Here is a 25,042-nt window from a genome sequence, read left to right as displayed (position 1 = left end):
AGGGGTCCTCACTGGCCGAGGTCCGCCAGGAGGGTCTCGAAGTCGGTCACGTCGGTGTCGAGGTCCGTCCCCGAGCGACGCCGCCGAGCCGGCGCGACGTCCTGGACGAACCCCCCGACAGCGCCCGTCTCCGCCACCACCTGGGCGGCCAGCTCTGCCGCGGCCCGGGCGACCCGGCTCGAGAGCTCGACCGACTGCCCGCCGCCGAAGTCCTCGGTGGCGGCGAAGACTCCGGTGGGCAGGACGACCGCGCGCAGGTAGCTGAAGAGCGGGCGCAGGGCGTGGTCGAGCACCAGCTGGTGGCGGGCGGTCCCGGCGGTCGCCGCGATCACCACCGGCATCCCGGTGAGCGCGTCGGGGTCGAGGACGTCCACGAACATCTTGAACAGTCCGGAGTAGCTCGCCGCGAAGACCGGCGTCACCGCGACGAGACCGTCGGCCGCGGAGACCAGGTCGAGGGCGCGCCGGACGGCGGGCGTCGGCATACCCCCCGTGGTCATCGTGGTGGCGAGGTCGGAGGCGAGCTCACGGAGCTCGATCACGTCGACCTCGAGCGACTCCCCCCGGGCGCTGACCTGGGTGGTCACCGCGTCGGCGAGCTGGTCGGCGAGCAGGCGGGTCGACGAGGGCTGGGAGAGGCCTGCGGTCAGGACGACGATGCGACGGGACATACGTGAGCTCCTCGGAGGTATGGCGCGCGGCCGGGTCAGGCGCCGACCCGCGCCGCGGCCCGCTCGGAGGCGGACTGCGCCGGGGTGACGAGGTGGTGGGGCGCGTCCGGCCCCGCGGCGACGAGGGAGCCGTGCGTGGGCGGGTCGCTGGGCACGTGCGCCGGGCGGCGGCGCTCGAACTCGGCCCGCAGCACGGGGACGACCTCGGTGCCGAGGATCTCCATCTGCTCCAGGACCGTCTCGACGGGCAGGCCGGCGTGGTCGATGAGGAACAGCTGGCGCTGGTAGTCGCCGACCGCGTCGGCGAAGCCGAGGGTGCGCTCGATCACCATCTCGGGCGTCCCGACGGTGAGCGGGGTGGCGCGGGTGAACTCCTCGAGGCTGGGGCCGTGGCCGTAGACGGGCGCGTTGTCGAAGTAGGGACGGAAGGCGCGCTTGGCCTCGGCCTCGGTCGGGGCCATGAAGACCTGGCCGCCGAGGCCCACGATCGCCTGGTCGGCCGCGCCGTGGCGGTAGTGCTCGAACCGCCGCCGGTAGAGCGCGACCATCTGGGCGGTGTGCTCCATGTTCCAGAAGATGTTGTTGTGGAAGAAGCCGTCGCCGTAGTAGGCGGCCTGCTCCGCGATCTCCGTGGAGCGGATGGAGCCGTGCCAGACGAAGGGCGGGGTGCCGTCGAGGGGCCGCGGCGTGGAGGTGAAGCCCTGCAGCGGAGTGCGGAACCTGCCCTGCCAGTCGACGACCTCCTCGCGCCACAGGCGGCGCAGCAGGTGGTAGTTCTCGATGGCCAGCGGCACACCCTGGCGGATGTCCTTGCCGAACCACGGGTAGACCGGGCCGGTGTTGCCGCGACCCATCATCAGGTCGACGCGGCCCTGCGAGAGGTGCTGGAGGAAGGCGTAGTCCTCCGCGATCCGGACCGGGTCGGTGGTGGTGATGAGGGTCGTCGACGTCGAGAGGAGCAGCTTCTGCGTCCGGGCGGCGATGTAGGCCAGGTGCGTGGTCGGGGCGCTGGGCACGAACGGCGGGTTGTGGTGCTCACCGGTCGCGAAGACGTCCAGCCCGACCTCCTCGGCCTTGAGCGCGATGCGCGTCATCGCCTCGATGCGCTCCCCCTCGCTGGGGGTCCGGCCGGTGGTCGGGTCCATGGTGACGTCGCCGACGCTGAAGACACCGAACTGCATGGGGCTCACTCCTGGTGGTAGTTGACGGATCACCTAGTCAACAGGACGGGCGGCTCGCCTATTCCACGTCCGGCTCAGGCGGGGTCCGGTGGCGTCAGCAGGTCGGGGCGCCCGAAGAGCTGGGCCGTGTCCCGGGCGGTCGGCGTGCCGGCGTCCGGGTCGGCGCCGAGCCCGAGCAGCGCCGCGACCACGTCCGGCTCCGCCTTGAAGACCGCGCCGGCGAGGGGCGACTGGTGACGGTCGTTGAGCCGGTCCACGTCGGCGCCGCGCCTCGCCAGCTCGTGCACGAGGTCGGCGTGCCCGTGGTAGGCCGCGAGCATGAGGAGCGTGTTGCCCGCCGGGTCGGCGAGGTCCACCGGGGCCCCTGCGTCGACGTAGGCGGCGAGCTGCGCGGTGCGGCCCTGCCGCGCCATGTCGAAGAGGGCGTGCGCCAGGTCGACGGTCTCGGGGTCGAGGGGCGGCTCGGACATGGGGGCTCCTCGTCGTGGCAACGGGTCGTCCCGAGCCTAGTGGCAGCCCCGCCGGCCCGCGGCCCACGTCACGAATCCGCAACACCTGACGCGGGCGCCACCCGGACCCGGCCGGGCCGTGGCACCCTGGGAAGGACCACCAGCTCACGTGCGACGACGAGGTCGAGGAGGTCACCGATGCCGGACCGGGGAGGACCGCCGGTCGAGGTCGCGCCGCTGCACCGCGGCGGCGAGCTCGCCGGCTTCGTGCTGATCGGGCGCTGGCCCGAGGACACCCTGGAGTGGGCCCAGGTCCTGCTCCTGGCCGTGCAGGTCGCCGCGGTGCCCGGCATGCTCCCGCGGGGGAGCACCGTCTTCCGGGTCGCCGAGGACCTGCCGGGGACGCAGCTCCCGGGAGCCGTGGGCATCGTCGTCGCGGAGGGTCTGCTCGTCGGCGAGCAGCACCTGTCCCCCGGCCGTTTCGCGGACCGCACCCCTGCCGGTCTGGCCGTCCTCCACCCGCCGGACAGCACCGTGGCCTCGGTGCCCGAGTACCGCTCCGCCTCCGGGTGCATCCTGCTCCCCGGGCTTCCCGAGCTGGGCCTGGACCACCGGGCGGCCTGGGTGGAGGCCGACGCGCAGGGTCACGTGACCCGGCTGGCCAGCAAGGCGATGGTCGACCCGCTCTGCGACGCGGACACCGCGGCCCTGGCCCTCCTCCTCGTCGCCTGAGACTGTCGGTCGCCCCGCCTACGGTGGCTCCCGTGTACTCCACCCTGGCGATCAGCGGCTACCGCTCCCTGCGTGACGTCCGTCTGCCGCTGGGCCGGCTGACCGTCGTCACCGGTGCCAACGGCACCGGCAAGTCGAGCGTCTACCGCGCCCTGCGTCTGCTCGCGGACTGCGGCGCGGGCCGGGTCGTCGGGTCGCTCGCCCGGGAGGGCGGGCTCGAGTCCGCCCTGTGGGCCGGACCGGCCACCCTCGGCGGCGCCAGACGCGGGTATGCCGTGGAGGGCACCGTCCGCACCGGGCCGGTCAGCCTGCTGCTCGGGGTCGGTGGCGACGAGCTGTCCTACCTCGTCGACCTCGGGATCCCGGTGCAGCACGGGTCGGCGTTCGACCGCGACCCCGAGGTGAAGCGCGAGGCGGTGTGGTCGGGGCCGGTGATGCGTCCCTCGACGCTGGTGGCCCGGCGCCGCCACCACAGCGTCGAGCTGCGCGACGACGACGGGGCGTGGCAGAAGGCGCCGCTGAGCGTGCCGACCTGGGCGAGCATGCTGGCAGAGGTGGTCGACCCGCTGGCCGCGCCCGAGCTGTGGGCGGTCCGCGACGCGCTGCGCTCCTGGCGGTTCTACGACGGGTTCCGGGTCGACGCGGCGAGCCCGGCGCGGCGCCCGCAGGTCGGCACCCGCGTGTGGGCCCTCTCGGACGACGGGTCCGACCTGGCTGCTGCGCTGCAGACCATCCGCGAGGACTCCCGGTCGGCGCTGGACGAGGCGGTCGCCGACGCCTTCGACGGCGCCCGGCTGGAGGTCGCGGTGTCCGACGGGCTCTTCGACGTCCGGCTCCACCAGCCGGGGATGCTGCGCCCGCTCCGGGCCGCCGAGCTCTCCGACGGGACGCTGCGCTACCTGCTGTGGCTCGCCGTGCTGCTCACCCCCGTGCCGCCCCGGCTGATGGCGCTCAACGAGCCCGAGACCAGCCTGCACCCGTCGCTGGTCGCGCCCCTCGCCAGGCTGGTCGCCGGAGCCGCCCGACGGACCCAGGTCGTGGTGGTCACCCACTCCCAGCCCCTCGTGGACGCGCTGGCGGAGGCGCTGGGCACGAGCGTCGGGCAGGCGCGCGACGCCGCGGAGGACGGTGGGGTCCGGCCCGAGCTGCGGCTCGTGGAGCTGACGAAGGACCTCGGCGAGACCGTCGTGGCGGGTCAGGGGATGCTCACGGCTCCCGCGTGGGAGTGGGGCAGGCGCTGACCGTGCCGACCCGTCGGGTGGTCCCTGCGGACCCGTCGGTCGTCAGGTGGCCTTGTCGTAGGAGCGCACCACGACGACGTCCAGCGGGAACTGCACCGGGAAGGCGCCGAAGAGGAGCTCGCCCGCCGCCCGGCCGGCCTCCCGGACCAGCTCGGCGACGTCCAGGGCATACTCCTGCGGGGTGTGCACCATGACCTCGTCGTGGAGGAAGTAGACGAGCTCGGGCCGTGAGCCTCCGCCCGGAGTACCGCCGAAGCGGTCCTCGAGGAGCCGCCGCAGGTGGCCCATCCAGCACAGCGCCCACTCCGCCGCGGTGCCCTGGACGACGAAGTTGCGGGTGAAGCGACCCCAGTCGCGGGCGGCCTGGCGGGCCTGGTGCTCGACCGACCGGCCGGCGCCCGGTTCCTGGGCCGCGGACTGCGCCGCACGCCACCAGGAGGCCGGTTCCGGAGAGGTCCGCCCGAGCCAGGTGCTCACCCGCTGCCCCCGTTCCCCCGCCCGGGCGGCGGACTCGACGAGCTCGATCGCCCTCGGGTAGGCCCGCTGCAGCCGTGGCATCAGGGCCCCGGCCTCACCGGACGTCGCCCCGTACATCGCGCCGAGCATCGCCACCTTCGCGTGCTGCCGGGTCTCGACGACGCCCTGCTCCACGAGGGCGGAGTAGAGGTCGCCCCGGCTCGCCGCGGCCGCCATCCGGTCGTCGCCGGACATCGCGGCGAGCACGCGGGGCTCGAGCTGGGCGGCGTCGGCGACCACGAGCCGCCAGCCCGGGTCGGCCCGGACGGAGCCGCGGACCTGCTTGGGCAGCTGGAGCGCCCCGCCGCCGCGGCTGGCCCACCGTCCGGTGACCACCGCCCCGGCCACCCAGTCCGGGCGGAAGCGCCCGTCGCGCACCCAGGCGTCCATCCAGGCCCACCCGTTGGCGCTGTGCAGCCGGCTGAGCTTGCGGTAGGCCAGCAGGGGCGGTATCGCCGGGTGGTCCAGCTTCTGCAGCTCCCACTGCCGGGTGCTCCGCACGTCGAGGCCGACGCGGCGCAGGGAGGTGACGAGGTCGGGGTGCGAGTCCGGGTTGAGGGCCGGGGCGTCGAGCGCTGCGCGGACCTCCTCGCAGAGGGCGGCGAGCACCGCGGGACGCGCGCCGCCCGACGGCCGTTCGCCCAGCAGCCCGGCGAGCAGACGGTCGTGGGTCTCCACGCTGAAGGGCACGCCGACCTGGTTGAGCTCCTGCGCGATGAGCCCGCCGACCGACTCGGCGTGGCAGAGGAGGGCGAGGCGGCCGCCGTCCTGGGCCCGGTCCAGGCACCCCAGCTGGGCCAGGTGCTCGGCGACGCAGGCGTCGACGTCCGGGGCGGTGGGACTCGAACCCCCGGGTGGGGCGAAGAGGGTGGCGTCGAGCATGGGTGCCGCGTCGTCGGGGGTGGTCCCCGGCCGGGGGTGGGTCAGGTCGGCCGCCGGGCTGTCGTCCCACGGCGTGGCCGGCGACCGGGCGTACGGGGTGTCGGCCACCGCGGCCGCACGGCGCAGGACGGCACGGGTGAGCCGCAGGTCCACGGCGCGCCGCACCCGCACACCCCGTCCCAGCAGCCCGGCGTAGACGTCGCCGGAGTCGGCCCACACCCAGCGCACGGGGGAGGTGGCCCGCGGCGCCTCGCGCTCCCCCACCCAGCGGGGCAGGTCGTCGGCCGGGACCCGGGTCCTCTGGCCGGGACGGCCGTCGACGACCTGGACCACCTCCGCCGCCGCTGCCCCGCTGGCCACCACCAGATCCGTCGTGGACACCATGCAGCTAGTCGTCGGCCGGAGGGATCGGGGCCTGCGGCTCCCGCACCACCGGTCCGATCTCCGGCCGCTTCGCGAACCGCTGGTCACCCGAGCTCTCACCGCGCAGCCGCCTGCGGATCCACGGCCGCAGGTGCGAGGCGACCCATTCCCGGTCGGCCTGCATCGACCCGAAGCGGCTCAGCGGAGCCACCTCCTCCAGCGGCTCCACCCAGTCGCGGACCTCGAAGGGCAGGCCCAGCGTCCACAGCACCTGCGCCGCGATGCGGGCGTGACCCTCGGAGCTGAAGTGGATCCGGTCCTCGCCCCACATGCGCGGGTCCCGCAGGGACCGCATCGTGTAGACGTCCACGACGAACGCCCCGGTGCGCTGGCCGACCCCCCACAGCTCGGCGGTGTACTCGACCATCCGCGGGTGCACCCGGTTGACCATCGACACCCAGGACACGTCGGGCGCCGTGAACAGGAGCACGTCAGCGCCGGTCGCCCGGATCTGCTCGACGGCCGCCTCGAGCCGGCCCATCACCCCCAGCATCGAGACGCGGGGCCGCAGCACGTCGTTCCCGCCCGCGGAGAGGCTGACGAGGTCGGGCCTCAGCGCGAGCGCGGCGTCCAGCTGCTCGTCGAGGACGGCGTCGATCAGACGGCCGCGGATCGCCAGGTTGGCGTAGCCGAACGGGGCACCCTCCGCCTCGTTGCGCGCCGCCAGCGCGGCCGCGACCCGGTCTGCCCAGCCGACGTACTCCCCCTCCCGGCGCGGGTCCTCGTCGACCATCCCCTCGGTGAACGAGTCTCCGACAGCGACGAAGCGCTCCCACTGGCGGGGGCGGGCGGGGGCGGGGCGGACAGGCACCCGACCAGAGTAGGCGCGTGCTCAGCGCCCGCTGTCCTCGTACCGCTCATGGTCGTACTCGTGGTCCCAGGGGAGCAGCTCCGGCCGCTTGGCCGTGCGGCCCTCCCCTCCCCCGTGCCCGCCCCGGTGCCGCCGCAGCCAGGGCCGCAGGTGATCGACGGCCCACGCGCGGTCGGCCAGCAGCGCCTCCCGGCGGGAGAGCGCCGGCAGGGCCCCCAGCGGCTCCCGCCAGTCGCCGGGACCGGTCGGGGTCAGGCCGAGGGTCCACAGCGCCTGGGCGGCGACGCGTGCGTGGCCCTCGCTGCTGAGATGGATGCGGTCGGGGTGGTACATCCGGGGGTCGCGCAGCGACGGCAGGGTGAAGATGTCGACCACGAGGCAGCCGGTCCGCTGCGCCAGGGCCCAGGCGTGGGCGGTGTACTCGACCAGGCGGGGGTGCACCCGGCTGACCATCGACACCCAGGACACGTCGGGCGCCGTGACCAGCAGCACGTCGGCTCCCGTCGCGCGGATCCGCACGACCATGTCCTCCACACGCTCGACGACGTGAGCCACCGAGGTCCGCGACTGCAGGAGATCGTTGCCGCCCGCGCAGATGGAGACCAGGTCGGGCGCCATCTCCAGCGCCGGCCCGAGCTGCTCCACGACGACGTCGTCGATCAGGCGTCCCCGGATCGCGAGGTTGGCGTAGGCGAACGGCCGTCCGCGCACGCTGTTGTGCATGGCGAGCGTGGCGGCGACGCGGTCCGCCCAGCCGACGTAGCGGTCCTCCTCGTCCGGGTGCGGGTCGCTCAGACCCTCCGTGAAGGAGTCCCCCAGCGCGACGAACCGCTCCCAGACCTTGCCGTCCCCTGCTCCCTGCCCAATCATCCCCGTCCTCCCGCGTCGCACCGCCGCACCGCCTCGCCCTCGAGCATAGGACGGGGGGGCTGACAGCGACGACCGCCCCGCCCGTCACGAGGACGGGCGGGGCGGTCGGGGTGTGTCCGGCGGCGTCAGCTGGAGACGCGCTCCTTCAGCTTGGAGCCCGCCTTGAAGGCCGGGGCCTTGCTCGCGGCGATCTGGATCTCCGCGCCGGTCTGCGGGTTGCGACCGGTGCGGGCGGCGCGCTCACGGACCTCGAACGTGCCGAAGCCGGGGAACGAGACCTTCTCGCCCTTGGCCAGCTCGGAACCGATCGCGTCCAGGACGGCGCTGACGACCTTGTCGGCAGCGGCCTGCGTCATGCCGGCCTCGCGTGCGACTGCCTCGACAATGACCTTCTTGCTCATGGGTACAGCCCTTTCATCGACTGAATGGTCGCCCCACGGTAGGCACACGGGCCCCCGAATAGCGAACCGACGCGCCCGAAATCTCGCGCCGTTCTGCGGAATCCGGCCTCTGCACCCCCCACGGGTGCCCTATCGTCCACCTCATGGGCCATCCCGAGGTCGACCGAGCGGTCACGGCATACACCGCCCTCCAGCCCACCCTCGAGCAGGTGACGCAGGACGCGGTGACCACCCTGACCTCCCTCATCGACGACGCCGGCATCAACTACCTCACCGTCTCCGGCCGGACCAAGAGCGTGACCTCCTTCGCCGCGAAGACCCAGCGCGCCGTGGCCGCGGCGCAGGGGGCGGCGATCGACCCGCTGCGGCAGATCACCGACCTCGTCGGGGCCCGGATCATCACCTACGTCCGCGAGGACGTGCGGGCGGTGGCCGACCTCCTGCACGAGAACTACACCGTGCTCGAGGACCGCGACCTCGGCGAGGAGACGGCCAGCGCGGGACGGTGGGGCTACGCCAGCCGCCACCTGCTCCTCTCCGCCGACCCGGTCGGGCCGGACGGCGCGCTCCCGCCCTACGAGGCGACGCGCTGCGTGTCCGTGCAGCTGAGGACGGTGCTGCAGCACGCCTGGGCCGAGTTCGAGCACGACATCCGCTACAAGGGCACCATCCCGCCGGAGCAGGTGCCGGACATGGACCGCCGCTTCACCCTGGCCGCCGGCCTCCTCGAGCTGGCCGACTCCGAGTTCACGGCCATCCGCGACCGTTTGCAGGCGGGCCTGTCCCGCGGGGCGGTGACCCACGACGACGCCGACCCGCGGATCAGCCCGCAGGAGCTGGCCACCTTCCTCGCCGGCCGCTACGCCTCCGCCGGCTGGTCGCGGACGGAGCACTACGAGTGGATCGCCGAGCTGCTGCTCCAGCTGGGGATCGGCTCCCTCGAGGAGCTGAGCGCACTGCTGGTCCACGTCGACAGCGCCGCGGTGACGGCCGCGATGGGCTACAAGTACCCGCCCGGCGCCGTGCGGCGCCTCGACGACGACCTGCTGGCGAGCGCCGGTCAGCGGTATGTCGACCTGCCGGGCAACGCGCGCCGGCGCGACGCGCTCCTGGGTCGCCTCGGGCGGGCACAGGGGTGAGGGCCGTCCCACCGGCCGGCACCCACGGCGGTGACGGCGTCGCGGTCGCGCGCTCGCTCGGCCTCGACCCGGCCGACCTGCTCGACCTCTCGCAGAACATGAATCCCGTCGCCCCCGACGTCGGCCCGCTCGTCGGCCGGCACCTCGACGCGCTCGGCCGCTACCCCGACGCCCGCGAGGCGACCGCGCTCCTGGCCACGACCCTCGGCGTCGACGCCGACCGGGTGCTGCTCACCAACGGCGGCAGCGAGGCGATCCACCTGGTCGCGCGGGTGCTCGGCGGCCGCGTGCGCAGCGAGCCGGAGTTCGGGCTGCACCCGCGCGGGAGCTCCGGCCCGGTGTGGCGCAGCGACCCGCACTCCCCCACCGGGCGGCTCGCGGGCCGCGGCGAGGTCGCAGACGTGTGGGACGAGGCCTTCCACGCCCTCGCGACCGGCCGCTGGAGCGCCGGCCGCGAGGACGTCGTGGTCGTGGGGTCGCTCACCAAGACCTTCGCCTGCCCCGGGCTGCGGCTCGGGTACGTCCTGGCGGCGCCGGACGTCGTCCGGCGGTGCGCGGGCGTCCAGCCGCACTGGTCGGTGTCCACCCTGGCGCTCGCGGTGCTCCCCGACCTGCTGCGGGGGGCGGACCTGCCCCGGTGGTCCTCGGAGGTGGCACGCCTGCGGGTGCACCTGGTCACGCTGCTCGAGGACCGGGGCCTGCGCACCGAGGCGGCCGACGCCCCGTGGGTGCTGGTGCACGAGCCGGGGCTGCGCGAGCGCCTCGCCCCGCACGGCGTCCTCGTGCGCGACTGCGCCAGCTTCGGGCTCCCCGGGGTCGCCCGCGTCGCGGTGCCGGACGAGGCGGGTCTGCACCGGCTTGCGACAGCGCTGACCCGGATGGACGCTGACGGCTGAGCCCCCATCCCTGTGCCCCGCTGTCGTGTCCCATCGGTCGTCGGGGCGATCGTCGTGGCACGACAGCCGCGCACAGGCATCCTCGACCGGAGGACGGGCGGGACGGAACGCGGGCGAGGGGCCGGCCCGGGGGGTATACCCTAGCCAGGTCGTGCAGACGAAGTCCGGTGGAAAACCGGCACTGTCCCGCAACGGTGGAGCTGCCCGGTCACGTGGCCCCGACCAACTGGTCGGAGGACGCGGACCGAGGTCGCCGAGTCCGGTCGAACTGTCCGATGATCCGCAACCACTCGCCCGCGAGGACCCAGGGCCGGTTCGGACGGCTGACCGTCGCACGCGTCCGTCGCTCGAGCGCTCCCACCTCGACCGACAGGAGAACCGCATGCACCCTTCCTCCCCCCGCCTCGTCGTCGTGCTCACGGCCGCGCTCACGCTCGGCCTCACCGCCTGCAGCGTCGAGGAGAGCGGGTCCGCCTCCCCGACCGCGGGGACGCCCGACGACACCACCGACGACACCGCCGAGGTCAGCGCCGCCGACAGCGCCGGAGCCACCTCCGGCGGCACCGCCGAGGCTGGCTTCCCCGTCACCGTGGACTCCGACAGCGGCGAGGTCACGATCCAGGCCCGCCCGGAGCGGATCGTCTCGCTCTCGCCGTCGGCCACCGAGATCCTCTTCGCCATCGGTGCCGGCGACCAGGTGATCGCCGCCGACCAGTTCTCGACCTACCCCGCGGAGGCCCCGACCACCGACCTCTCGGGCTTCGACCCCAACGTCGAGGCGATCGTCGGCTACGACCCCGACCTGGTAATCATCGCCAACGACTCCAACGACCTGGTCGCCTCGCTCGAGGCCCTGGACATCCCGGTCATGGCCAACTCGGCCCCCGCCGACATCGAGGGCGGCTACGACGCCGTCGCCGCGCTCGGCATGGCCACCGGCCAGATCGACGGTGCCGCCAGGGTCGTGGAGCAGATGCGCACCGAGATGGAGGAGGCCTTCGCCGCCGCGCCGGAGGACCAGGAGATCCGGGTCTACCACGAGCTGGACGACACCTTCTTCTCCGCGAGCAGCAACAGCTTCATCGGCTCGGTCTACGAGCAGATGGGTGCGGTGAACATCGCCGACGAGGCGGATGCGGACGGCACCGGCTACCCCCAGCTGACCGAGGAGGCCATCGTCGAGGCCGACCCGGAGCTCATCGTCATCACCGACCAGGTGACCTACACCGCCGAGGACGTCGCGAACCGTCCCGGCTGGTCGGAGATCTCGGCCGTCAAGAACGGCAACATCGTGGTGGTCGACGCCGACATCGCCTCCCGCTGGGGCCCCCGCCTGCCCCAGCTGGTGGAGACCGTCGCCGAGGCGATGAACTCGGTGTCCGTGCCGGCCGGCCGCTGACCGGGCCCGGCTGCCGGCCCCGGCGGACCGCATACCGCACACCATGAGGTCGAGGACCCCCACCCCGGAGGCGCAGCGCGCGCCGGACGCCCTTGAGGCGTCCGTCGCGCGCGCCTTCCGCCGGCCCGTGGCCGCGCTGCTCGGTTGCGTGGCGCTGCTCGTGCTGGCCATCCTCGCCTCGGCGAGCCAGGGGGCGGCCGGGCTTCCCGTGGAGGGGGTGGTCCGCTCGCTCGTCGGGGCGGTGCCCGGGCTGGACGTCGAGCAGACGCTGACGACGCAGCAGGAGCAGGTGCTGTGGCAGATCCGTCTGCCGCGCACCATGCTGGCCGCGCTGGTCGGCGGCAGCCTGGCCGTCGCCGGCGCGGGCTACCAGGGGGTCTTCCGCAACCCGCTCGCCGACCCCTACCTGCTCGGCGTCTCGGCCGGAGCCGGGCTCGGCGCGGTCCTGGCCCTGGGGTTCGGTCTCGACCTGTCCTGGGGTCCGATCGACGCGCTGCCGATGGCGGCGTTCCTCGGCGCGGTCCTCGCGGTGATCGGGTCGGTGCTGGTGGCCCGCGCCTCCTTCCGCGACCCGGCGACGCTGCTGCTGGCCGGTGTCGCCATGGCCGCGTTCTTCTCCGCCTCCCAGACCTATGCCCTGACTCGGCTGGACGAGACCCGCGCCCGTGAGGTGCTGTCGTGGCTGTTCGGCCGGCTGGCCACGCACGGGTGGCAACCCGTCGGGATGCTGGTGCCGTACGTCGTGCTGGCCGGTGCGGTGCTGGTGCTTCACGCCCGGCACCTGGACGTGCTGCGGCTCGGTGACGACGAGGCCCGCTCGCTGGGGCTCAAGCCGGCCCGCTCCCGCCTGGTCGTGGTGACCGCCGCCACGCTGATCACCGCGGCCGCGGTCTCGGTCAGCGGGCTGATCGCGTTCGTCGGCCTGGTGACGCCGCACGTGGTGCGGCTGCTCGTCGGGCACTCCTACCGGCTCATCGTGCCGCTGTCGGCCGTCCTCGGCGCCACCTTCCTGGCCTTCGTGGACATCGGCGCCCGCACCCTGGTGGCCCCCGCCGAGCTGCCCGTCGGTGTCATCACCGCGTTCATCGGCGCACCTTTCTTCTCTTTCGTGCTGTGGAGAGGCAAGGCCAACCCGTGACCCCTCAGCCACCCGTCGGGGCTGGTGCCCCCACCCCGCTGCGTCCCACGCACGCCCTCCGCACCCACGACGTCCGGGTCGCCTTCCAGGGCAACGAGGTCGTCCGCGGCGTCGACCTGGAACTGCGCGCCGGGGAGTGGCTGGGCCTGATCGGACCCAACGGCTCGGGCAAGTCGACCTACCTGCGCAGCCTGCTCGGCCTGGTCCCGCGCACGGGCACCGTGGAGCTCGGTGACGGGCTGGTGCCCACCCCGACCGACCTGTCGTTCATGCCCCAGGCCCCGGAGCTGCCGCCGGGGATGACCGTCGTGGAGTACGTCCTGCTGGGCCGGACCGCCCACCTGGGCTGGCTGCAGGCGGAGTCGACGCAGGACCGCCAGATCGTCGCCAGCGTGCTGCGCCGGCTGGGGCTGGCCTCGTTCGCCGACCGGGAGGTGCGCAGCCTCTCTGGCGGCGAGGCGCAACGGGTGGTCATCGCCCGCGCGTTGACCCAGCAGGCCCCGGTCCTTCTCCTCGACGAGCCGACCAGCGCCCTGGACGTCGGCCACTCCGTGGAGGTCCTGGAGATGGTCGACGAGCTGCGCCACCAGGACGGGCTCACGGTGATCGCCGCCATGCACGACCTGGGGATGGCCGCCAGGTATGCCGACCGGCTCCTGCTCCTGGAGCACGGCAGCCCGCAGGCCCTCGGCGTCCCGGAGGAGGTTCTCGACCCTGACCTCCTGTCCCGCGTCTACGGCCACCCGATCCGGGTCGTCGAGCTGGACGGGCACCTGGTCGTGGTGCCCGCGCCTCGGCCGACCCGACCGACGGGCGGACGGCATACCGCCATCGACCTGGAGTCCCGACGCATGGAGGAGATCTCGTGAGCGACCACGACCAGCCCCGCACCGAGCGGCCCTACGACCGGCGCGAGCTGCGCTCGGCACCCTCGCTCGTGCTGGTGAACACCGGGCACGGCAAGGGCAAGTCCACCGCCGCCTTCGGCACCCTGCTGCGCAGTCGCGCACGCGACTGGCCCACGGCCGTGGTCCAGTTCCTCAAGTCCGGCAAGTGGCGCACCGGCGAGGAGGCCATGCTGCGGCAGCTGGGCGTGGAGTGGTTCAGCGCCGGCGACGGCTTCTCCTGGGAGTCCGACGACCTCGACGAGAGCCGGGGCAAGGCCGTGGCCGCCTGGGCGTTCTCCCGCCGGCTCATCGAGGCCGGGCAGCACCGGATGGTGATGCTGGACGAGATCTCCTACCCGATGAACTGGGGCTGGATCGATCCCGACGAGGTTGCCTCGGTGCTGCGCGAGCGGCCGGAGGACGTCTCGGTCTTCCTGACCGGGCGCGAGATGCCGCAGGCCGTTGTCGACGTCGCCGACACGGTCACCGAGATGGTCAAGGTCAAGCACCCGTTCGAGCAGGGGATCCGCGCGCGACGTGGCATCGACTACTGAGGGCCCCGGTCCGGGCGCCGCCGCGGCGGGAGCGCTCATGGTCGTGGGGACGGCGAGCGGCGCCGGCAAGTCGACGCTGACCAGCGCGCTCTGCCGGGCGTTCGCGCGCCGGGGGGTGGACGTCGCGCCGTTCAAGGCGCAGAACATGTCCAACCACGGCGCGGTGACGCCCGACGACGGCGAGATCGGCCGCGCGCAGGCGATGCAGGCGCTCGCGGCCGGGGTCGAGACCGACCGGCGGATGGGCCCGGTGCTGCTCAAGCCGTCCGGGGCGCGCAGCTCCCACCTCGTGGTGCTCGGCGAGGAGGTCGGCGTCGCCGACGCGGTGGGGTATGGCGAGCGCGCGGCCCGGTTGCGCCCGCTCGTCCTGGGGGCGCTCCAGGGGCTGCGGTCCGAGCACGAGGTCGTGGTGCTCGAGGGCGCTGGCGGGGCCGCGGAGATCAACCTGCTGGACCGCGACCTGGTCAACCTCCCGCTCGCCGCCGCGGCCGGGATCCCGGCGGTGCTCGTCGTCGACATCGAGAGGGGTGGGGCGTTCGCCGCCGCGTACGGCACCTGGGCGCTCCTTCCCGAGCGGCTGCGGGCGTGCCTGCGCGGCTTCGTCGTCAACTCCTTCCGGGGTGAGGTGTCGCTGCTCGAGCCCGGCCTGCGCGACCTGGAGCGGCGGACCGGGGTGCCGGTCCTGGGCGTGCTGCCGCACCTGGGCGACCACCTGATGCTGGGCGTGGAGGACTCCCTGGACCTGTCCACCACCCTCCCCTCCCCCGCCCCCGCGGACACACCGACGGGTCGGCCGGTCCGCGTCCGCGTCGTCCGCCTGCCCCACCTCGCCAACCCCTCCGACCTCGACCCGCTCGTCCTGGAGCCGGACGTCGACGTCCGGTGGGCGACGGGGCCGGCCGACGTGGGGGACGCGGACCTGGTGGTCCTGCCGGGCAGCCGCGCGACGGTGGCGGACCTGCGGTGGCTGCGGACCCGCGGCCTGGACCGGGCGATCGCCGCGCTGGTCGACGACCCCGACGGCCCGCAGGTGCTGGGCCTGTGCGCCGGCTACCAGATGCTCGGCGTCAGCGTCGCGGACGAGCTGGAGTCCGGCGTCGGCACCGTGGCCGGGCTGGGGCTGCTCCCGGTGGCGACGACGTTCGAGGCGCCGAAGGTGGTCCGCCGGGTGCGCGGCACCCTGACCGACCGGTCGGGGGCCGGTGCCGGTGCCGAGGTGCGGGGCTACGAGATCAGGTGGGGCCGGACCCGCCCGGTCGTGACCGGCGGCCTCAGCTCCGGCGTGCCGTGGTGCGAGGTGGACGAGGGTGAGGGCGACGTCCGGCCCGAGGGCTGCCTGCGCGACGATGGACGGGTGCGAGGAACCTCGGTGCACGGCCTGTTCGACTCGGATACGTTGCGCCACACCATGATGGCTGACATCGCAGCGGCCCGGGGTCGGGCCTTCGCCCCGTCACCGGTCCCGTGGGCGGACGCCCTGGACCACCATCTCGATCACCTGGCGGACTGGGTCGGGGCGAGCCTCGACATACCTGCTCTGCTCGCGCTGGCGCGCACGGCGACGCCCGTCGGCCGGGAGCCGGGCTGGTGACCGCGTCCGTGCGGATGGTGGAGCTGGACGGCGCGCTGCTCTTCGACGTGCCCGAGGGCTGGGTGGCGCTCAGCTCCGCGGCCGTCGGCGGAGGGCTGGTGTGGCCCCGGCGGGTGGTGAACCTCGACGTCGGGGCGGACTTCCTGCGCACCGACCTCGAGGCGTACGTCGGCGAGCGCCTGGCCGGGGTGGGGCCGCCGGTCGGGGGACCGGTGACGGCGCTGCTCACCGCCGCGGACGTGCGCTCCTGGACCGGTGGCGAGAGCGACGGCGTCCGCGCGTGGGCGACGGTGGCGCCGACGAAGCCCACCTGGGCCGCCCGCCCCGGCGGCCTCGCCGAGCCTTCCCCGGTCCGGGGAGACAGGGCCGCCACCGCGGACGGACCACCGGCGCCCGGGACGGTGAACATCGTCGTGGCGCTGCCCGTCCCGCTGACCACGTCGGCGCTGGTCCAGGCCGTGGGGACGGTCACCGAAGCGAAGGCTCAGGCGCTCCTGCACGCCGGGGTCCCGGGCACCGGCACCGCGAGCGACGCCCTCGTCGTCCTCTGCCCCGACTCCGCCGCGCTCGGTGAGGAGCCGGTGGCGTTCGCGGGCGTGCGTTCCACGTGGGGTCACCGGCTGGCGGAGGCGGTGCGTCAGGCGGTGGCGACCGGCATGCAGCTCCACCCCTGGCCGCGCGTCGCCGCTGACCCGGACCGGCTCTGGTGAGCCTGCGCGGCCGTGCCCTCGGCGTCGCCGCCGGGCTGCTCCTGGACCGGGCGCTGGGCGAGCCGCCCGCGGCCTGGCACCCGGTGGCGTGGTTCGGCACCGCGATGGGGCACGTCGAGGGCCTCCTGTATGCCGACCGGCGGCTCGCGGGGGCGGGGTACACGGTCGTGGGGGTCGGGCTGGGCGTCGGATCCGGCCTGGTGGTGGACGTTCTCGTGCGGGGGGCGGCCGGTCTGGTGCGGGGCGTGACCGGCGCGGCTCGGGGTCCGGCCGGTGCGGCGCGGGGCGACGGAGTCGTGGCGCCGGCCGTCGCCGTCGCGGTGGCCGTGGCCTGCGCGGGGCGGCTGCTGCGGCATACCTCGCGCGACATCGAGGAGCTGCTGCGGGCCGGCGACCTCGAGGGCGCGCGTGAACGGCTGCCGTGGCTGGTGGGGCGGGACCCGAGCGGCCTGGACGCGAGCGGGGTGGCGGCCGCGGTGGTGGAGTCGCTCGCCGAGAACACCGTCGACGCGGTGGTCGCCCCGGCGCTCTGGGCGGTGGTGGCGGGGGCGCCCGGGGTGCTGGCCCACCGGGCGGTGAACACGATGGACGCGATGGTGGGGCACCGCTCGACCCGCTACGCGCGGTTCGGCTGGGCGTCCGCGCGCCTGGACGACGCGATGGCGTGGGTGCCGGCACGGGTGACGGCCGGGATCGTCGCGCTCCTGGCGCCGAGGCTGCCGTCGGACCAGGGTGCCGCTCGGAGAGCGCGTGTGGCCCACGTCGCGCGCGTCCTCGGCCGGGTCCGCGTCCTCGACGTGCTCCGCGTCGTCCGTCGGGACGCCCCCGCCCACCCCTCGCCCAACGCGGGCGTCGCCGAGAGCGCGGTCGCGGCGGCGCTGGGGGTGGAGCTGGGCGGGCCGTTGCGCTACGGCGAGATCACCGAGGACCGGCCGCGGCTCGGCGAGGGCCCACGCCCTGACGCGACGACGATCACCCGTGCGCGGCGGCTCGTGGACCGGGTCGAGCTCAGCCTGGTCGCCGGCGCCGTCGCCCTCGGGGTCAGCCGCCCAACTCACAGGCGCGAAGCCACACTTACCGGGTGATGCATCCGGCCGGAAGCACGATTCCCGCCTGTGAGAAGGGGTTCGCCGTGGCGGCGGGGTGGCGGTGGGGGGCGAGCCGTGGCGGGGGCGGTGCGCGACCTCAGCGGCGGGCGGCCTCGTACCGCGCCAGCGCCTCGCGGCGCTCCTCGGCGTGGTCCACGATGCGCTGCGGGTAGCCGTGGGCGTAGCCGTCCGGGTGGTTCCACGGCTGGTGGGCGGCCTTGCCCGGCAGGTGGGCCAGCTCGGGGACCCACCGCCGGACGTAGTCCCCGTCGGGGTCGAACTTCTCGCCCTGCGTCACCGGGTTGAAGACACGGAAGTACGGCGCCGCGTCGGTCCCCGTCCCCGCGACCCACTGCCAGCCGTGGTTGTTGGACGCGAGGTCGCCGTCGACGAGGTGGTCGAGGAAGTGGCGCGCACCGACCGGCCACCACACGTGGAGGTCCTTGGTGAGAAAGCTCGCCGTGATCATCCGCAACCTGTTGTGCATCCACCCGACGGCCAGCAGCTGCCGCATTCCGGCGTCCACGACGGGGTAGCCCGTCCGCCCCGTACGCCACGCCTCGACGGCGTCCTCCGGCTCCTCGTAGCGCAGCCCCGCGAGGCCGTCCCGCAGGTCGCGCCAGGCGCTGCGCGGGTGGTGGTGCAGCACGTCGGCGTAGAACTCGCGCCAGGCCAGCTCCGTCGCGTAGGTCTCCGCCCCCTTCCCGCGCCGCCCCGCGAGGTCGGCCAGCAGGGTCCGGGGGTGGACCGCACCGACCTTGAGGTATGCCGAGAGCCGGCTCGTCCCGTCGAGGTCGGGCCGGTCCCGGGCCGAGGCGTAGTCGGACAACCCGTCGTCGAGGAAGTCGCGCCACCTCCGCAGCGCGGCGTCCTCACCGGCGTCCGGCATCGTCGGCAGGTCGTCGTCCGCCAGCGCGTCGTCCAGCAGCTTCTCCGCCCGCGCCTCGGTGGGCAGCTCGACGAGGTCGAGGCTGCGCGGCGTCGCCGCCGGCTCCGGCCAGCCGTGCTCCCGCCAGGCCCGTGAGAACGGCGTGAAGACCTGGTAGGGGTCACCGGACCCGTTGCGCACCAGGCCCGGCCCGACGGCGTAGGGCGTGCCGGTCTCCACCCACTCGACGGACGCGCCGCCCGCCGGTGCTCCCGCGCGGCCACCACCCCCCTCCTCGAGCAGCCGACGCACCCGACGGTCGCGCCGGGCCCCGGTGGGCGTGGTCTCCCGGGTGACGTGGACGGACGTCGCGCCGAGCTCCGACACGAGGGCGGGCAGCACCTCGGCGGGGTCGCCCGCGCGCAGCACCAGACACCCACCCAGCTTGTCGGCGACCGCGCGCACGGAGGCCGCCAGCCAGGCCCGGCGCACCGACCCGCCACCCTCCCAGAGCACCGGGTCCACGACGAAGCAGACGGCGAGGTCACCGTCGGCGGCCTTCCGGGCGGCGAGCAGGGCGGGGTGGTCGGCGACGCGCAGGTCGCGGCGCAGCCAGAGCAGGGCGGGCATGCAGCCGAGGCTACGCAAGGGCCTGCTCCACCGCGCGGAATGCCACCACGCCGACGGCGTTGACACCTCACATGCAGCCGAACCCGACCCGCAAGACCATCGGCTTCCTGTCCTTCGGGCACTGGACCCCCCACCCGCAGTCGGCGACGCAATCGGCCTCCGACGTCCTGATCCAGTCGATCGAGCTGGCCGAGGCGGCCGAGGAGGTGGGTGCCGACGGCGCCTACTACCGCGTGCACCACTTCGCCCGGCAGCTGGCCTCCCCGTTCCCGCTGCTGGCCGCCGTGGGAGCCCGGACCAGCCGGATCGAGATCGGCACGGGCGTGATCGACATGCGTTACGAGAACCCCCTGTACATGGCCGAGGACGCCGGCGCGGCGGACCTCATCTCCGGCGGCCGGCTGCAGCTGGGCATCAGCCGCGGGTCGCCCGAGCAGGTGGTCGACGGGTTCCGTCACTTCGGTCACGAGCCGCGGTAGGGTGAGTCCTCCGCGGACCTGGCGCGACGGCATACCGCGCGGTTCCTGGAGGTGCTCTCGGGCGAGGGCTTCGCCGAGCCGAGCCCGCGCCCGATGTTCCCCAACCCGCCGGGGCTGCTGCGGATCGAGCCGCACTCCGAGGGCCTGCGGCGCCGCATCTGGTGGGGCGCCGGGTCGCGCGACACCGCCGAGTGGGCCGGCCGGCAGGGTCTGAACCTCATGAGCTCGACCCTCCTGACCGAGGACGCCGGCCTGCCGTTCCACGCCCTGCAGGCGGAGCAGATCCGCCGTTTCCGGGCGGCCTGGGCGGAGGCCGGTCACGACTGGGAGCCCCGGGTCTCGGTCAGCCGGAGCATCTTCCCCCTCGTCACCGCGCAGGACCACGCCTACTTTCGGGCTCGAGCGCCGCAGCACGGACCAGGTCGGGATGCTCGAGGGCGGGCGCGCGACGTTCGGGAAGACCTACGCCGCGGAGCCCGACGAGCTCGCACGCCAGCTGGCCGAGGACGAGGCGGTCGCGGAGGCCGACACCCTGCTGCTGACGGTGCCGAACCAGCTGGGTGTCGACTACAACGCCCACCTGCTGCGCTCACTCGTCAGGGACGTCGCGCCCGCCCTCGGCTGGCGCTGAGACAGGGCAAGGAGACGGGCGCCCGGACGGCGTGCGCCGCCCCGGCGCACCGCCAACCGCTCACGCCCGCCACCGGCCCGCCCGGGGCTGAGGCCACGGCCCCGCCTCGTGCCCCTCGTCCCACGGGAAGCGGCCCTGGTCGTCGGCCCAGGTCAGCTGGTAGGCGGCGAGGGAGGCCCAGGCCGGCCGGTCGTAGAAGCTGTGGGTCTCGAAGAACACCATCCCCGAGCAGCCCAGCTCCTCGACCAGGAAGCTCGTGCCCTCGAGCTCGACCACCTCACCCGGCATGAGGTCCAGCCCCTCGTCGAGCACCCTCAGGGCCGCCGCGTCGAGCACCTCCGCCGCCCTCAGCCGGTCCAGGCCCACCACCGCCAGCTCGGCGTGACCGACGCCGAACAGTCCGGTGGTGTAGCAGAACGGGGTGTCGGCGCGCGGCGGCAACGACGCCGGGTCACCGCCGGTCTCGAGGAGCAGGTCGGCGAACGGGTCCGGCAGCTCACCCCCGTCGTCCGCCGGACCGGCGGCCCGGCACCCGCAGCACGTCGCCATCCCCGTCCCCGCCGAGCCGACGGGCGGCACGTAGGTCAGATGGACCCCGAACGTCCTGATGGCCTCGGTGATCTGTCGACGCTCCTGGTCCCACCGGGCCTGCAACGCTGTCTCGGTCGTCATGGTGCTCCCTCCCTCTCCCCGCGCCCCCTGCGCGTGCCTCCGACACTAGGCGAGCGCACCGACGCCTCCTCCCCGTCGTCCACAGCCCGGTCCGGTACGCCGCTGACGTCGGGGGCCGCGATACCGTCGCACCCGTGCCTCTCACCTTCCTCACCGGCGGCGCCCGCAGCGGCAAGTCGGCGGTGGCGGTCCGGCGCGCCGGGCGCACCGGTGCCCCTGTCGTCTTCGTGGCGACGGGCGAGGCGGGAGACGCCGAGATGGCCGACCGGATCACCCGGCACCGCGCGGAGCGGCCCTCGCGCTGGAGCACCGTCGAGGCGCCGACCGACCTCGTCGAGGCGCTCGCCGGGCTGGCCCCGGGACAGACGATCCTCGTCGACTGCCTCTCGCTGTGGGTCTCCAACCTCATGGGCCGCGGCGTCGACGAGGCCGGCACCCTCGACCGGGCGCACGCGCTCGGGCGGTGGGCGACGGCATACCCGGGGGAGGTCGTGGTCGTGACCAACGAGGTCGGCTCCGGCATCGTCCCGATGCACCCCGTCTCGCGGGACTACCGCGACCGGCTCGGCCGCGTCAACGCCGTGGTCGCCGGGTATGCCGCTCTCGCGCAGCTCGTCGTGGCGGGCCGCACCCTGACCCTCGACCCCCCGGAGGACTGACCGCATGACCGAGCACCCCCCCACCGACGTCCTGGCCCTGATCGAGCGCACCGTCGCGGCCGTCGTCCCCCTCGACGCCGGGGCCATCGCGGCCGCCGCCGCCGCGATGGACGGCAAGGTGAAGCCGCTGGGCAGCCTCGGTGAGCTCGAGCGCCTGGCGGCGCGGGTCGCCGGCATCCAGGGGACCGCGGCCCCGCACGTGGGATGCCCCGCGCTCGTCGTGTGCGCGGCCGACCACGGCGTCGCCGCGAGCGGGGTGAGCGCCTACCCGCAGGAGGTCACCGGGCTGATGCTCCAGGGATTCGCGTCCGGGACGGCCGCCGTCGGCGTGCTGGCCAGGCAGGCGGGGGCCAGGCTCGTCGTCGCCGACCTGGGGGTCCTCACGCCGCCGCAGGTGGCCCCGGGCCAGAACGAGGTCCTCGACCGCCGGGTGCGGGCCGGCACCGCCAGCAGCCTGGAGGGCGAGGCGATGACGCTCGCCGAGGCGCAGGCGGCCGTGGCCCACGGCATCGGGCTGGCGGACCTGCTCGTCGACGACGGCGCGGACCTCGTCGGACTCGGCGAGATGGGGATCGGCAGCACGACGACCGCCAGCGCGCTGACCGCGGCCCTGCTGGAGCGTGACCCGGCGCGCGTCACCGGACCGGGGACGGGTGTGACCGGTGAGGCGATGGCCGCCAAGGTCGCCGCCGTCGACGCCATCCTGCGGCGGCACGAGGGCGCCCGCGGGACGTGGGACGTGCTCGCCCGCATGGGTGGGCTGGAGGTCGCCGCCCTGGCGGGCGTGGTCCTCGGCTGCGCCGCCCGCCGCGTGCCGGTGCTGCTCGACGGGTTCATCACCACCACGGCGGCGCTCGTGGCGTCGCGGCTGGCCCCCGCGTCCGTGGACTCGATGATCGCGGGGCACCTCTCGCCCGAGCCCGGGCACGCGGTGCTCCTCGACGTGCTGGGGCTCGACCCGCTGCTGCGGCTCGGGATGCGGCTGGGCGAGGGCAGCGGCGCCGCGCTCGCGATCCCGGTCGTCCGCTCGGCGGTGGCGCTGCTCGTGGAGATGGGCAGCTTCGCCGACCTGGGGCTGGCCGAGGAGCGGCCGACGGCCTAGCCCTCGGCGCCCCGTCGTCGGCCGGCCCGGACGTCGGCAGCCTGGTCAGCGGCCGGGCAGGCGTGGACGTCGACGTGGTCGAGGTTCGGCACGCGGGCGGTGAGCGCCTCGGCCACCCCGTGCGCGATGGTGTCGCCCTCCCGGACGGTGAGCGCCGGGTCGACCTGGACCTGCAGGTCCGCCTCCATCCGGTGACCGACCCAGCGGGCTCGCGCGTGCTCGACGGTGAGGACCCCGGGGACCGTGGCGGCGATCTCCTCCACCCGGTCCAGGGTGCCGTGGTCGACCCCGTCCATGAGCCGCGTCAGCGTCGTTCCCATCGAGCGCACCAGGACGACCACGATGACGGCCGCGATGCCCAGCCCCACGACGGCGTCGGCCTGCGGCCAGCCGAGCCAGGCACCGCCCGCCCCGAGGAGGACGGCGAGCGAGGTCAGGGCGTCGGTGCGGGCGTGCTGACCCTCCGCGACCAGCGCGGCAGACCCGATGCGGCGGCCGACCCGGATGCGGTAGCGGGCCACCACCTCGTTGCCCGTCGCCCCGACGACGGCCGCGAGGAGCACCCAGCCGAGGTTGGCCAGCTCCCGGGGCTGGGCGAGGGCGCGGACCGACTCCCCGATGATCAGCATCGCGGAGAGCGCGATGACCAGGCCGATCAGCAGCCCGACCAGGTCCTCGGCCCGTCGGAAACCGTACGCGAACCGCCGCGTGGGCGCCCGCAGACCGACGCGGAAGGCGATGATCAGCGGGATCGTGGTGACGAGGTGACCCAGGGTGTGCACGGTGTCGGCGAGCAGACCGATCGACCCGGAGATCCAGACGATGACGACCTGCATCGCCGCCGTCGCAGCCATGCCGACGAGGCTGATCCAGGCGGCCCGGATGCCCTCGGCGCTCGACTGCTCGGCGGTCTGGATCGCGGTCGCGTGGTCGTGGCTGTGCGGGACGAGCGCGTGCCGCACCCGGGCGAGGACGGACGACGGGTGGTCGCGGTCGTGGCTGGTCGGCACCCCGCCAGCATACCTGCATAGTTGCGAAGATACGCAGGGGCTTAAGGTGTCCCTGTGTCCGAGACGCCCGTCCAGGTGGTGCCCGACGAGATGCACGCCCGTGAGGTCGCCGACACCTTCCGGCTGCTCTCCGACCCGACCCGCGTCAGGATCCTGTGGGCGCTGCTGCACGGGGAGCTCAACGTCGGCACGCTCGCCGACCTGGTGGACGCCAACCCCACCGCGGTCAGCCAGCACCTGTCCAAGCTCCGCCTCGCCGGACTGGTGCAGACGCGGCGGGAGGGCACCTTCGTCCACTACTCCGCGGACGACGCGCACGTGCGACGACTGCTCACCGAGGCGCTCTCGCACGCCGAGCACGCCACCGGCACGGCCTCGGCCGACGGTCACGAGCACCGCTACCGCTCCTGAACCCGCCGGGGACAGCGACCGGCCGGGGGGTATGCCGCTCCTCCCGTCAGAGCGTGACCGCCAGCCCGAGGAGCGCGCCCAGGAGCGCGACCTGCGCCGTGGCACCCAGGACGTCGCCGGTGGAGCCGCCCAGGAGGCGCTGCGCCAGCCCTCCGACCAGCACGGCACCGGCCAGCGCGCCGACCAGCATCGCGACGCCGGCCATGCCCAGCAGCAGGCACAGACCCACGGGCACCAGGGAGGCGAGGACGGTGGTGCCGGTCGTGAGGCCCTCCACGACCCGCCGACCCGTCCCCTCGTCGCGCGCGTAGCGGAGGGTGCGGGCCACGAGCAGCATCGCGGCGCGGGACAGGGACCACGCGGCGGCTCCCGCCAGCGCCACGACCAGCCAGCCCGGTGCGTCGGCGAGGAGCGGGACGGCGCCGAGCCCCGGCACACCCTGCCCCGGAATCGGCAGGGAGGCGAGGAGCGCCACCTCCAGGAGCAGCGCGAGGACCACCGCTGCCGTGCCGTACGCGCCGACCGCGTGGTCCTTCATGATGCGCAGCCGGCTGGCGCGGTCCGCGCCGCCGGACCCGTCCGCGAGGTCGGCCAGACCGTCGAGGTGCAGGGCGCCCGTGACCACGATCTCCAGGGTGACGACCAGGACGGCGGCGACCAGCGGCGACGTCCAGGTCGACAGCAGCAGGACGCTGAGCAGCAGCCCCGCCCCCAGCAGCGCCCCGACGACGGGGAACCACGCCGACGCGCGCGCGAGGTCGGGCGTGCGGCGGTGGTCGACCGGCAGGGGGAGCCGGGTGAGGAAGGTGACCGCGTCGAGGAAGCTGCGCACGACACGGAGTCTGCCCCAGCGAGCCCCTCGGCCGACCGCACCGACCCTCTCGCCCGGCCCGGCGGCATACCCGACCGCTCGTCGCGCCGGACCGACCGTTCGTCGTCCTCCCGCGCCCGCTGACCGACCGACCGTCCGCCTCCCCTCCCCCGGGCCGCACCGTTGCGCC

The 25,042-nt window shown here is 74.7% G+C and carries 25 protein-coding genes and 1 pseudogene; 15 read left to right on the top strand and 11 right to left on the bottom strand.

Translation table 11 applies throughout. The features are described from left to right. Positions 1-8: 8 nt before the first annotated feature. The 3 genes from D4B81_RS07620 to D4B81_RS07610 all read right to left on the bottom strand — a co-directional run bounded on the left by D4B81_RS07620 (position 9) and on the right by D4B81_RS07610 (position 2,322). Positions 9-671, bottom strand: a complete 663-nt coding sequence (locus D4B81_RS07620; RefSeq protein ID WP_122261815.1) for a CE1759 family FMN reductase — start codon at positions 669-671, stop codon at positions 9-11. 35 nt (positions 672-706) lie between these two features. Further along, on the bottom strand, positions 707-1,852 hold the full coding sequence (locus D4B81_RS07615) for an LLM class flavin-dependent oxidoreductase (protein WP_122261814.1): 1,146 nt from the start codon (positions 1,850-1,852) through the stop codon (positions 707-709). Positions 1,853-1,926: 74 nt separating this feature from the next. Then, entirely contained in the window at positions 1,927-2,322 is a 396-nt protein-coding gene (locus D4B81_RS07610) for an ankyrin repeat domain-containing protein (protein ID WP_122261813.1), read from the bottom strand. A 177-nt stretch (positions 2,323-2,499) separates the two neighbouring features. Between D4B81_RS07610 and D4B81_RS07605 the strand changes: the two genes are divergently transcribed. Then, positions 2,500-3,033: a peptidase gene (locus D4B81_RS07605; RefSeq protein ID WP_122261812.1), complete on the top strand. Its 534-nt coding sequence runs from the start codon at positions 2,500-2,502 to the stop codon at positions 3,031-3,033. Between the two features lie 32 nt (positions 3,034-3,065). Then, positions 3,066-4,274: an AAA family ATPase gene (locus D4B81_RS07600; RefSeq protein ID WP_122261811.1), complete on the top strand. Its 1,209-nt coding sequence runs from the start codon at positions 3,066-3,068 to the stop codon at positions 4,272-4,274. A 42-nt stretch (positions 4,275-4,316) separates the two neighbouring features. Here D4B81_RS07600 and D4B81_RS07595 read toward each other — a convergent pair whose 3' ends face one another. The 4 genes from D4B81_RS07595 to D4B81_RS07580 form a co-directional block, all read right to left on the bottom strand. After that, on the bottom strand, positions 4,317-6,056 hold the full coding sequence (locus D4B81_RS07595; protein WP_122261810.1) for a bifunctional 3'-5' exonuclease/DNA polymerase: 1,740 nt from the start codon (positions 6,054-6,056) through the stop codon (positions 4,317-4,319). Between the two features lie 4 nt (positions 6,057-6,060). Next, positions 6,061-6,906: an SGNH/GDSL hydrolase family protein gene (locus D4B81_RS07590; protein ID WP_122261809.1), complete on the bottom strand. Its 846-nt coding sequence runs from the start codon at positions 6,904-6,906 to the stop codon at positions 6,061-6,063. A 21-nt stretch (positions 6,907-6,927) separates the two neighbouring features. After that, positions 6,928-7,776, bottom strand: coding sequence for an SGNH/GDSL hydrolase family protein (locus D4B81_RS07585; protein ID WP_122261808.1), 849 nt, complete (start codon positions 7,774-7,776; stop codon positions 6,928-6,930). 125 nt (positions 7,777-7,901) lie between these two features. Further along, positions 7,902-8,177, bottom strand: coding sequence for an HU family DNA-binding protein (locus D4B81_RS07580; RefSeq protein WP_097189226.1), 276 nt, complete (start codon positions 8,175-8,177; stop codon positions 7,902-7,904). Between the two features lie 143 nt (positions 8,178-8,320). Here D4B81_RS07580 and D4B81_RS07575 point away from each other — a divergent pair, with 143 nt between their 5' ends. The 9 genes from D4B81_RS07575 (at position 8,321) to D4B81_RS07535 (ending at position 17,576) form a co-directional block, all read left to right on the top strand. Beyond that, the gene (locus D4B81_RS07575) at positions 8,321-9,316 is read left to right on the top strand and encodes a GTP pyrophosphokinase (protein ID WP_122261807.1); all 996 of its coding nucleotides are present in this window, start codon (positions 8,321-8,323) and stop codon (positions 9,314-9,316) included. Continuing rightward, positions 9,313-10,212, top strand: coding sequence for an aminotransferase class I/II-fold pyridoxal phosphate-dependent enzyme (locus D4B81_RS07570; protein WP_122261806.1), 900 nt, complete (start codon positions 9,313-9,315; stop codon positions 10,210-10,212). Before D4B81_RS07575 ends, D4B81_RS07570 begins: the two co-directional genes overlap by 4 nt. A 382-nt stretch (positions 10,213-10,594) precedes the next feature. Continuing rightward, entirely contained in the window at positions 10,595-11,611 is a 1,017-nt protein-coding gene (locus tag D4B81_RS07565; protein ID WP_122261805.1) for an ABC transporter substrate-binding protein, read from the top strand. 43 nt (positions 11,612-11,654) lie between these two features. After that, entirely contained in the window at positions 11,655-12,749 is a 1,095-nt protein-coding gene (locus D4B81_RS07560) for a FecCD family ABC transporter permease (protein WP_122261804.1), read from the top strand. Next, a complete protein-coding gene (locus tag D4B81_RS07555) occupies positions 12,746-13,618 on the top strand; it encodes an ABC transporter ATP-binding protein (protein ID WP_202613615.1) in 873 nt (290 codons plus the stop codon). Before D4B81_RS07560 ends, D4B81_RS07555 begins: the two co-directional genes overlap by 4 nt. Further along, positions 13,615-14,190 carry a cob(I)yrinic acid a,c-diamide adenosyltransferase gene (cobO, locus tag D4B81_RS07550; protein WP_122261803.1) on the top strand — a complete coding sequence of 192 codons (576 nt, stop codon included), beginning with the start codon at positions 13,615-13,617 and terminating at the stop codon, positions 14,188-14,190. Before D4B81_RS07555 ends, cobO begins: the two co-directional genes overlap by 4 nt. After that, on the top strand, positions 14,174-15,781 hold the full coding sequence (locus tag D4B81_RS07545; protein ID WP_161965031.1) for a cobyric acid synthase: 1,608 nt from the start codon (positions 14,174-14,176) through the stop codon (positions 15,779-15,781). The genes cobO and D4B81_RS07545 overlap by 17 nt, the downstream gene beginning before the upstream one ends. Continuing rightward, a complete protein-coding gene (locus tag D4B81_RS07540) occupies positions 15,778-16,491 on the top strand; it encodes an adenosylcobinamide amidohydrolase (protein WP_122261801.1) in 714 nt (237 codons plus the stop codon). The genes D4B81_RS07545 and D4B81_RS07540 overlap by 4 nt, the downstream gene beginning before the upstream one ends. Continuing rightward, complete coding sequence (locus D4B81_RS07535; RefSeq protein ID WP_237565881.1) at positions 16,488-17,576, top strand: CobD/CbiB family cobalamin biosynthesis protein; 1,089 nt, start codon at positions 16,488-16,490, stop codon at positions 17,574-17,576. Before D4B81_RS07540 ends, D4B81_RS07535 begins: the two co-directional genes overlap by 4 nt. Positions 17,577-17,676: 100 nt before the next feature. Here D4B81_RS07535 and D4B81_RS07530 read toward each other — a convergent pair whose 3' ends face one another. Then, positions 17,677-19,077, bottom strand: coding sequence for a cryptochrome/photolyase family protein (locus tag D4B81_RS07530; RefSeq protein WP_122261800.1), 1,401 nt, complete (start codon positions 19,075-19,077; stop codon positions 17,677-17,679). Positions 19,078-19,148: 71 nt separating this feature from the next. Here D4B81_RS07530 and D4B81_RS07525 point away from each other — a divergent pair. Then, positions 19,149-20,187, top strand: a pseudogene (locus tag D4B81_RS07525) (LLM class flavin-dependent oxidoreductase). Positions 20,188-20,247: 60 nt separating this feature from the next. On the opposite strand, the gene D4B81_RS07520 reads toward D4B81_RS07525, so the two are convergent. Continuing rightward, complete coding sequence (locus D4B81_RS07520; RefSeq protein ID WP_122261799.1) at positions 20,248-20,859, bottom strand: DUF4262 domain-containing protein; 612 nt, start codon at positions 20,857-20,859, stop codon at positions 20,248-20,250. 134 nt (positions 20,860-20,993) lie between these two features. Here D4B81_RS07520 and cobU point away from each other — a divergent pair, with 134 nt between their 5' ends. Together cobU and cobT are read left to right on the top strand one after the other, a co-directional pair. After that, complete coding sequence (gene cobU / locus D4B81_RS07515) at positions 20,994-21,518, top strand: bifunctional adenosylcobinamide kinase/adenosylcobinamide-phosphate guanylyltransferase (protein ID WP_122261798.1); 525 nt, start codon at positions 20,994-20,996, stop codon at positions 21,516-21,518. Positions 21,519-21,522: 4 nt separating this feature from the next. Continuing rightward, positions 21,523-22,620 carry a nicotinate-nucleotide--dimethylbenzimidazole phosphoribosyltransferase gene (cobT, locus tag D4B81_RS07510; RefSeq protein WP_122261797.1) on the top strand — a complete coding sequence of 366 codons (1,098 nt, stop codon included), beginning with the start codon at positions 21,523-21,525 and terminating at the stop codon, positions 22,618-22,620. Here cobT and D4B81_RS07505 read toward each other — a convergent pair. Next, a complete protein-coding gene (locus D4B81_RS07505; protein WP_237565880.1) occupies positions 22,617-23,630 on the bottom strand; it encodes a cation diffusion facilitator family transporter in 1,014 nt (337 codons plus the stop codon). The genes cobT and D4B81_RS07505 overlap by 4 nt on opposite strands. Positions 23,631-23,684: 54 nt before the next feature. On the opposite strand from D4B81_RS07505, the gene D4B81_RS07500 reads away from it, so the two are divergent. Next, a complete protein-coding gene (locus D4B81_RS07500; RefSeq protein WP_237565879.1) occupies positions 23,685-24,041 on the top strand; it encodes an ArsR/SmtB family transcription factor in 357 nt (118 codons plus the stop codon). Between the two features lie 46 nt (positions 24,042-24,087). Here D4B81_RS07500 and cobS read toward each other — a convergent pair whose 3' ends face one another. Next, positions 24,088-24,873 carry an adenosylcobinamide-GDP ribazoletransferase gene (cobS, locus tag D4B81_RS07495; RefSeq protein WP_122261795.1) on the bottom strand — a complete coding sequence of 262 codons (786 nt, stop codon included), beginning with the start codon at positions 24,871-24,873 and terminating at the stop codon, positions 24,088-24,090. Positions 24,874-25,042 lie beyond the last annotated feature (169 nt).

It is taken from the genome of Ornithinimicrobium cerasi (genome assembly GCF_003702705.1).
Taxonomy (GTDB): Bacteria; Actinomycetota; Actinomycetes; order Actinomycetales; family Dermatophilaceae; genus Ornithinicoccus; species Ornithinicoccus cerasi.
The sequence above is the reverse complement of the archived record's forward strand: the minus strand, read 5'-3'. Positions and strand labels throughout refer to the sequence as shown.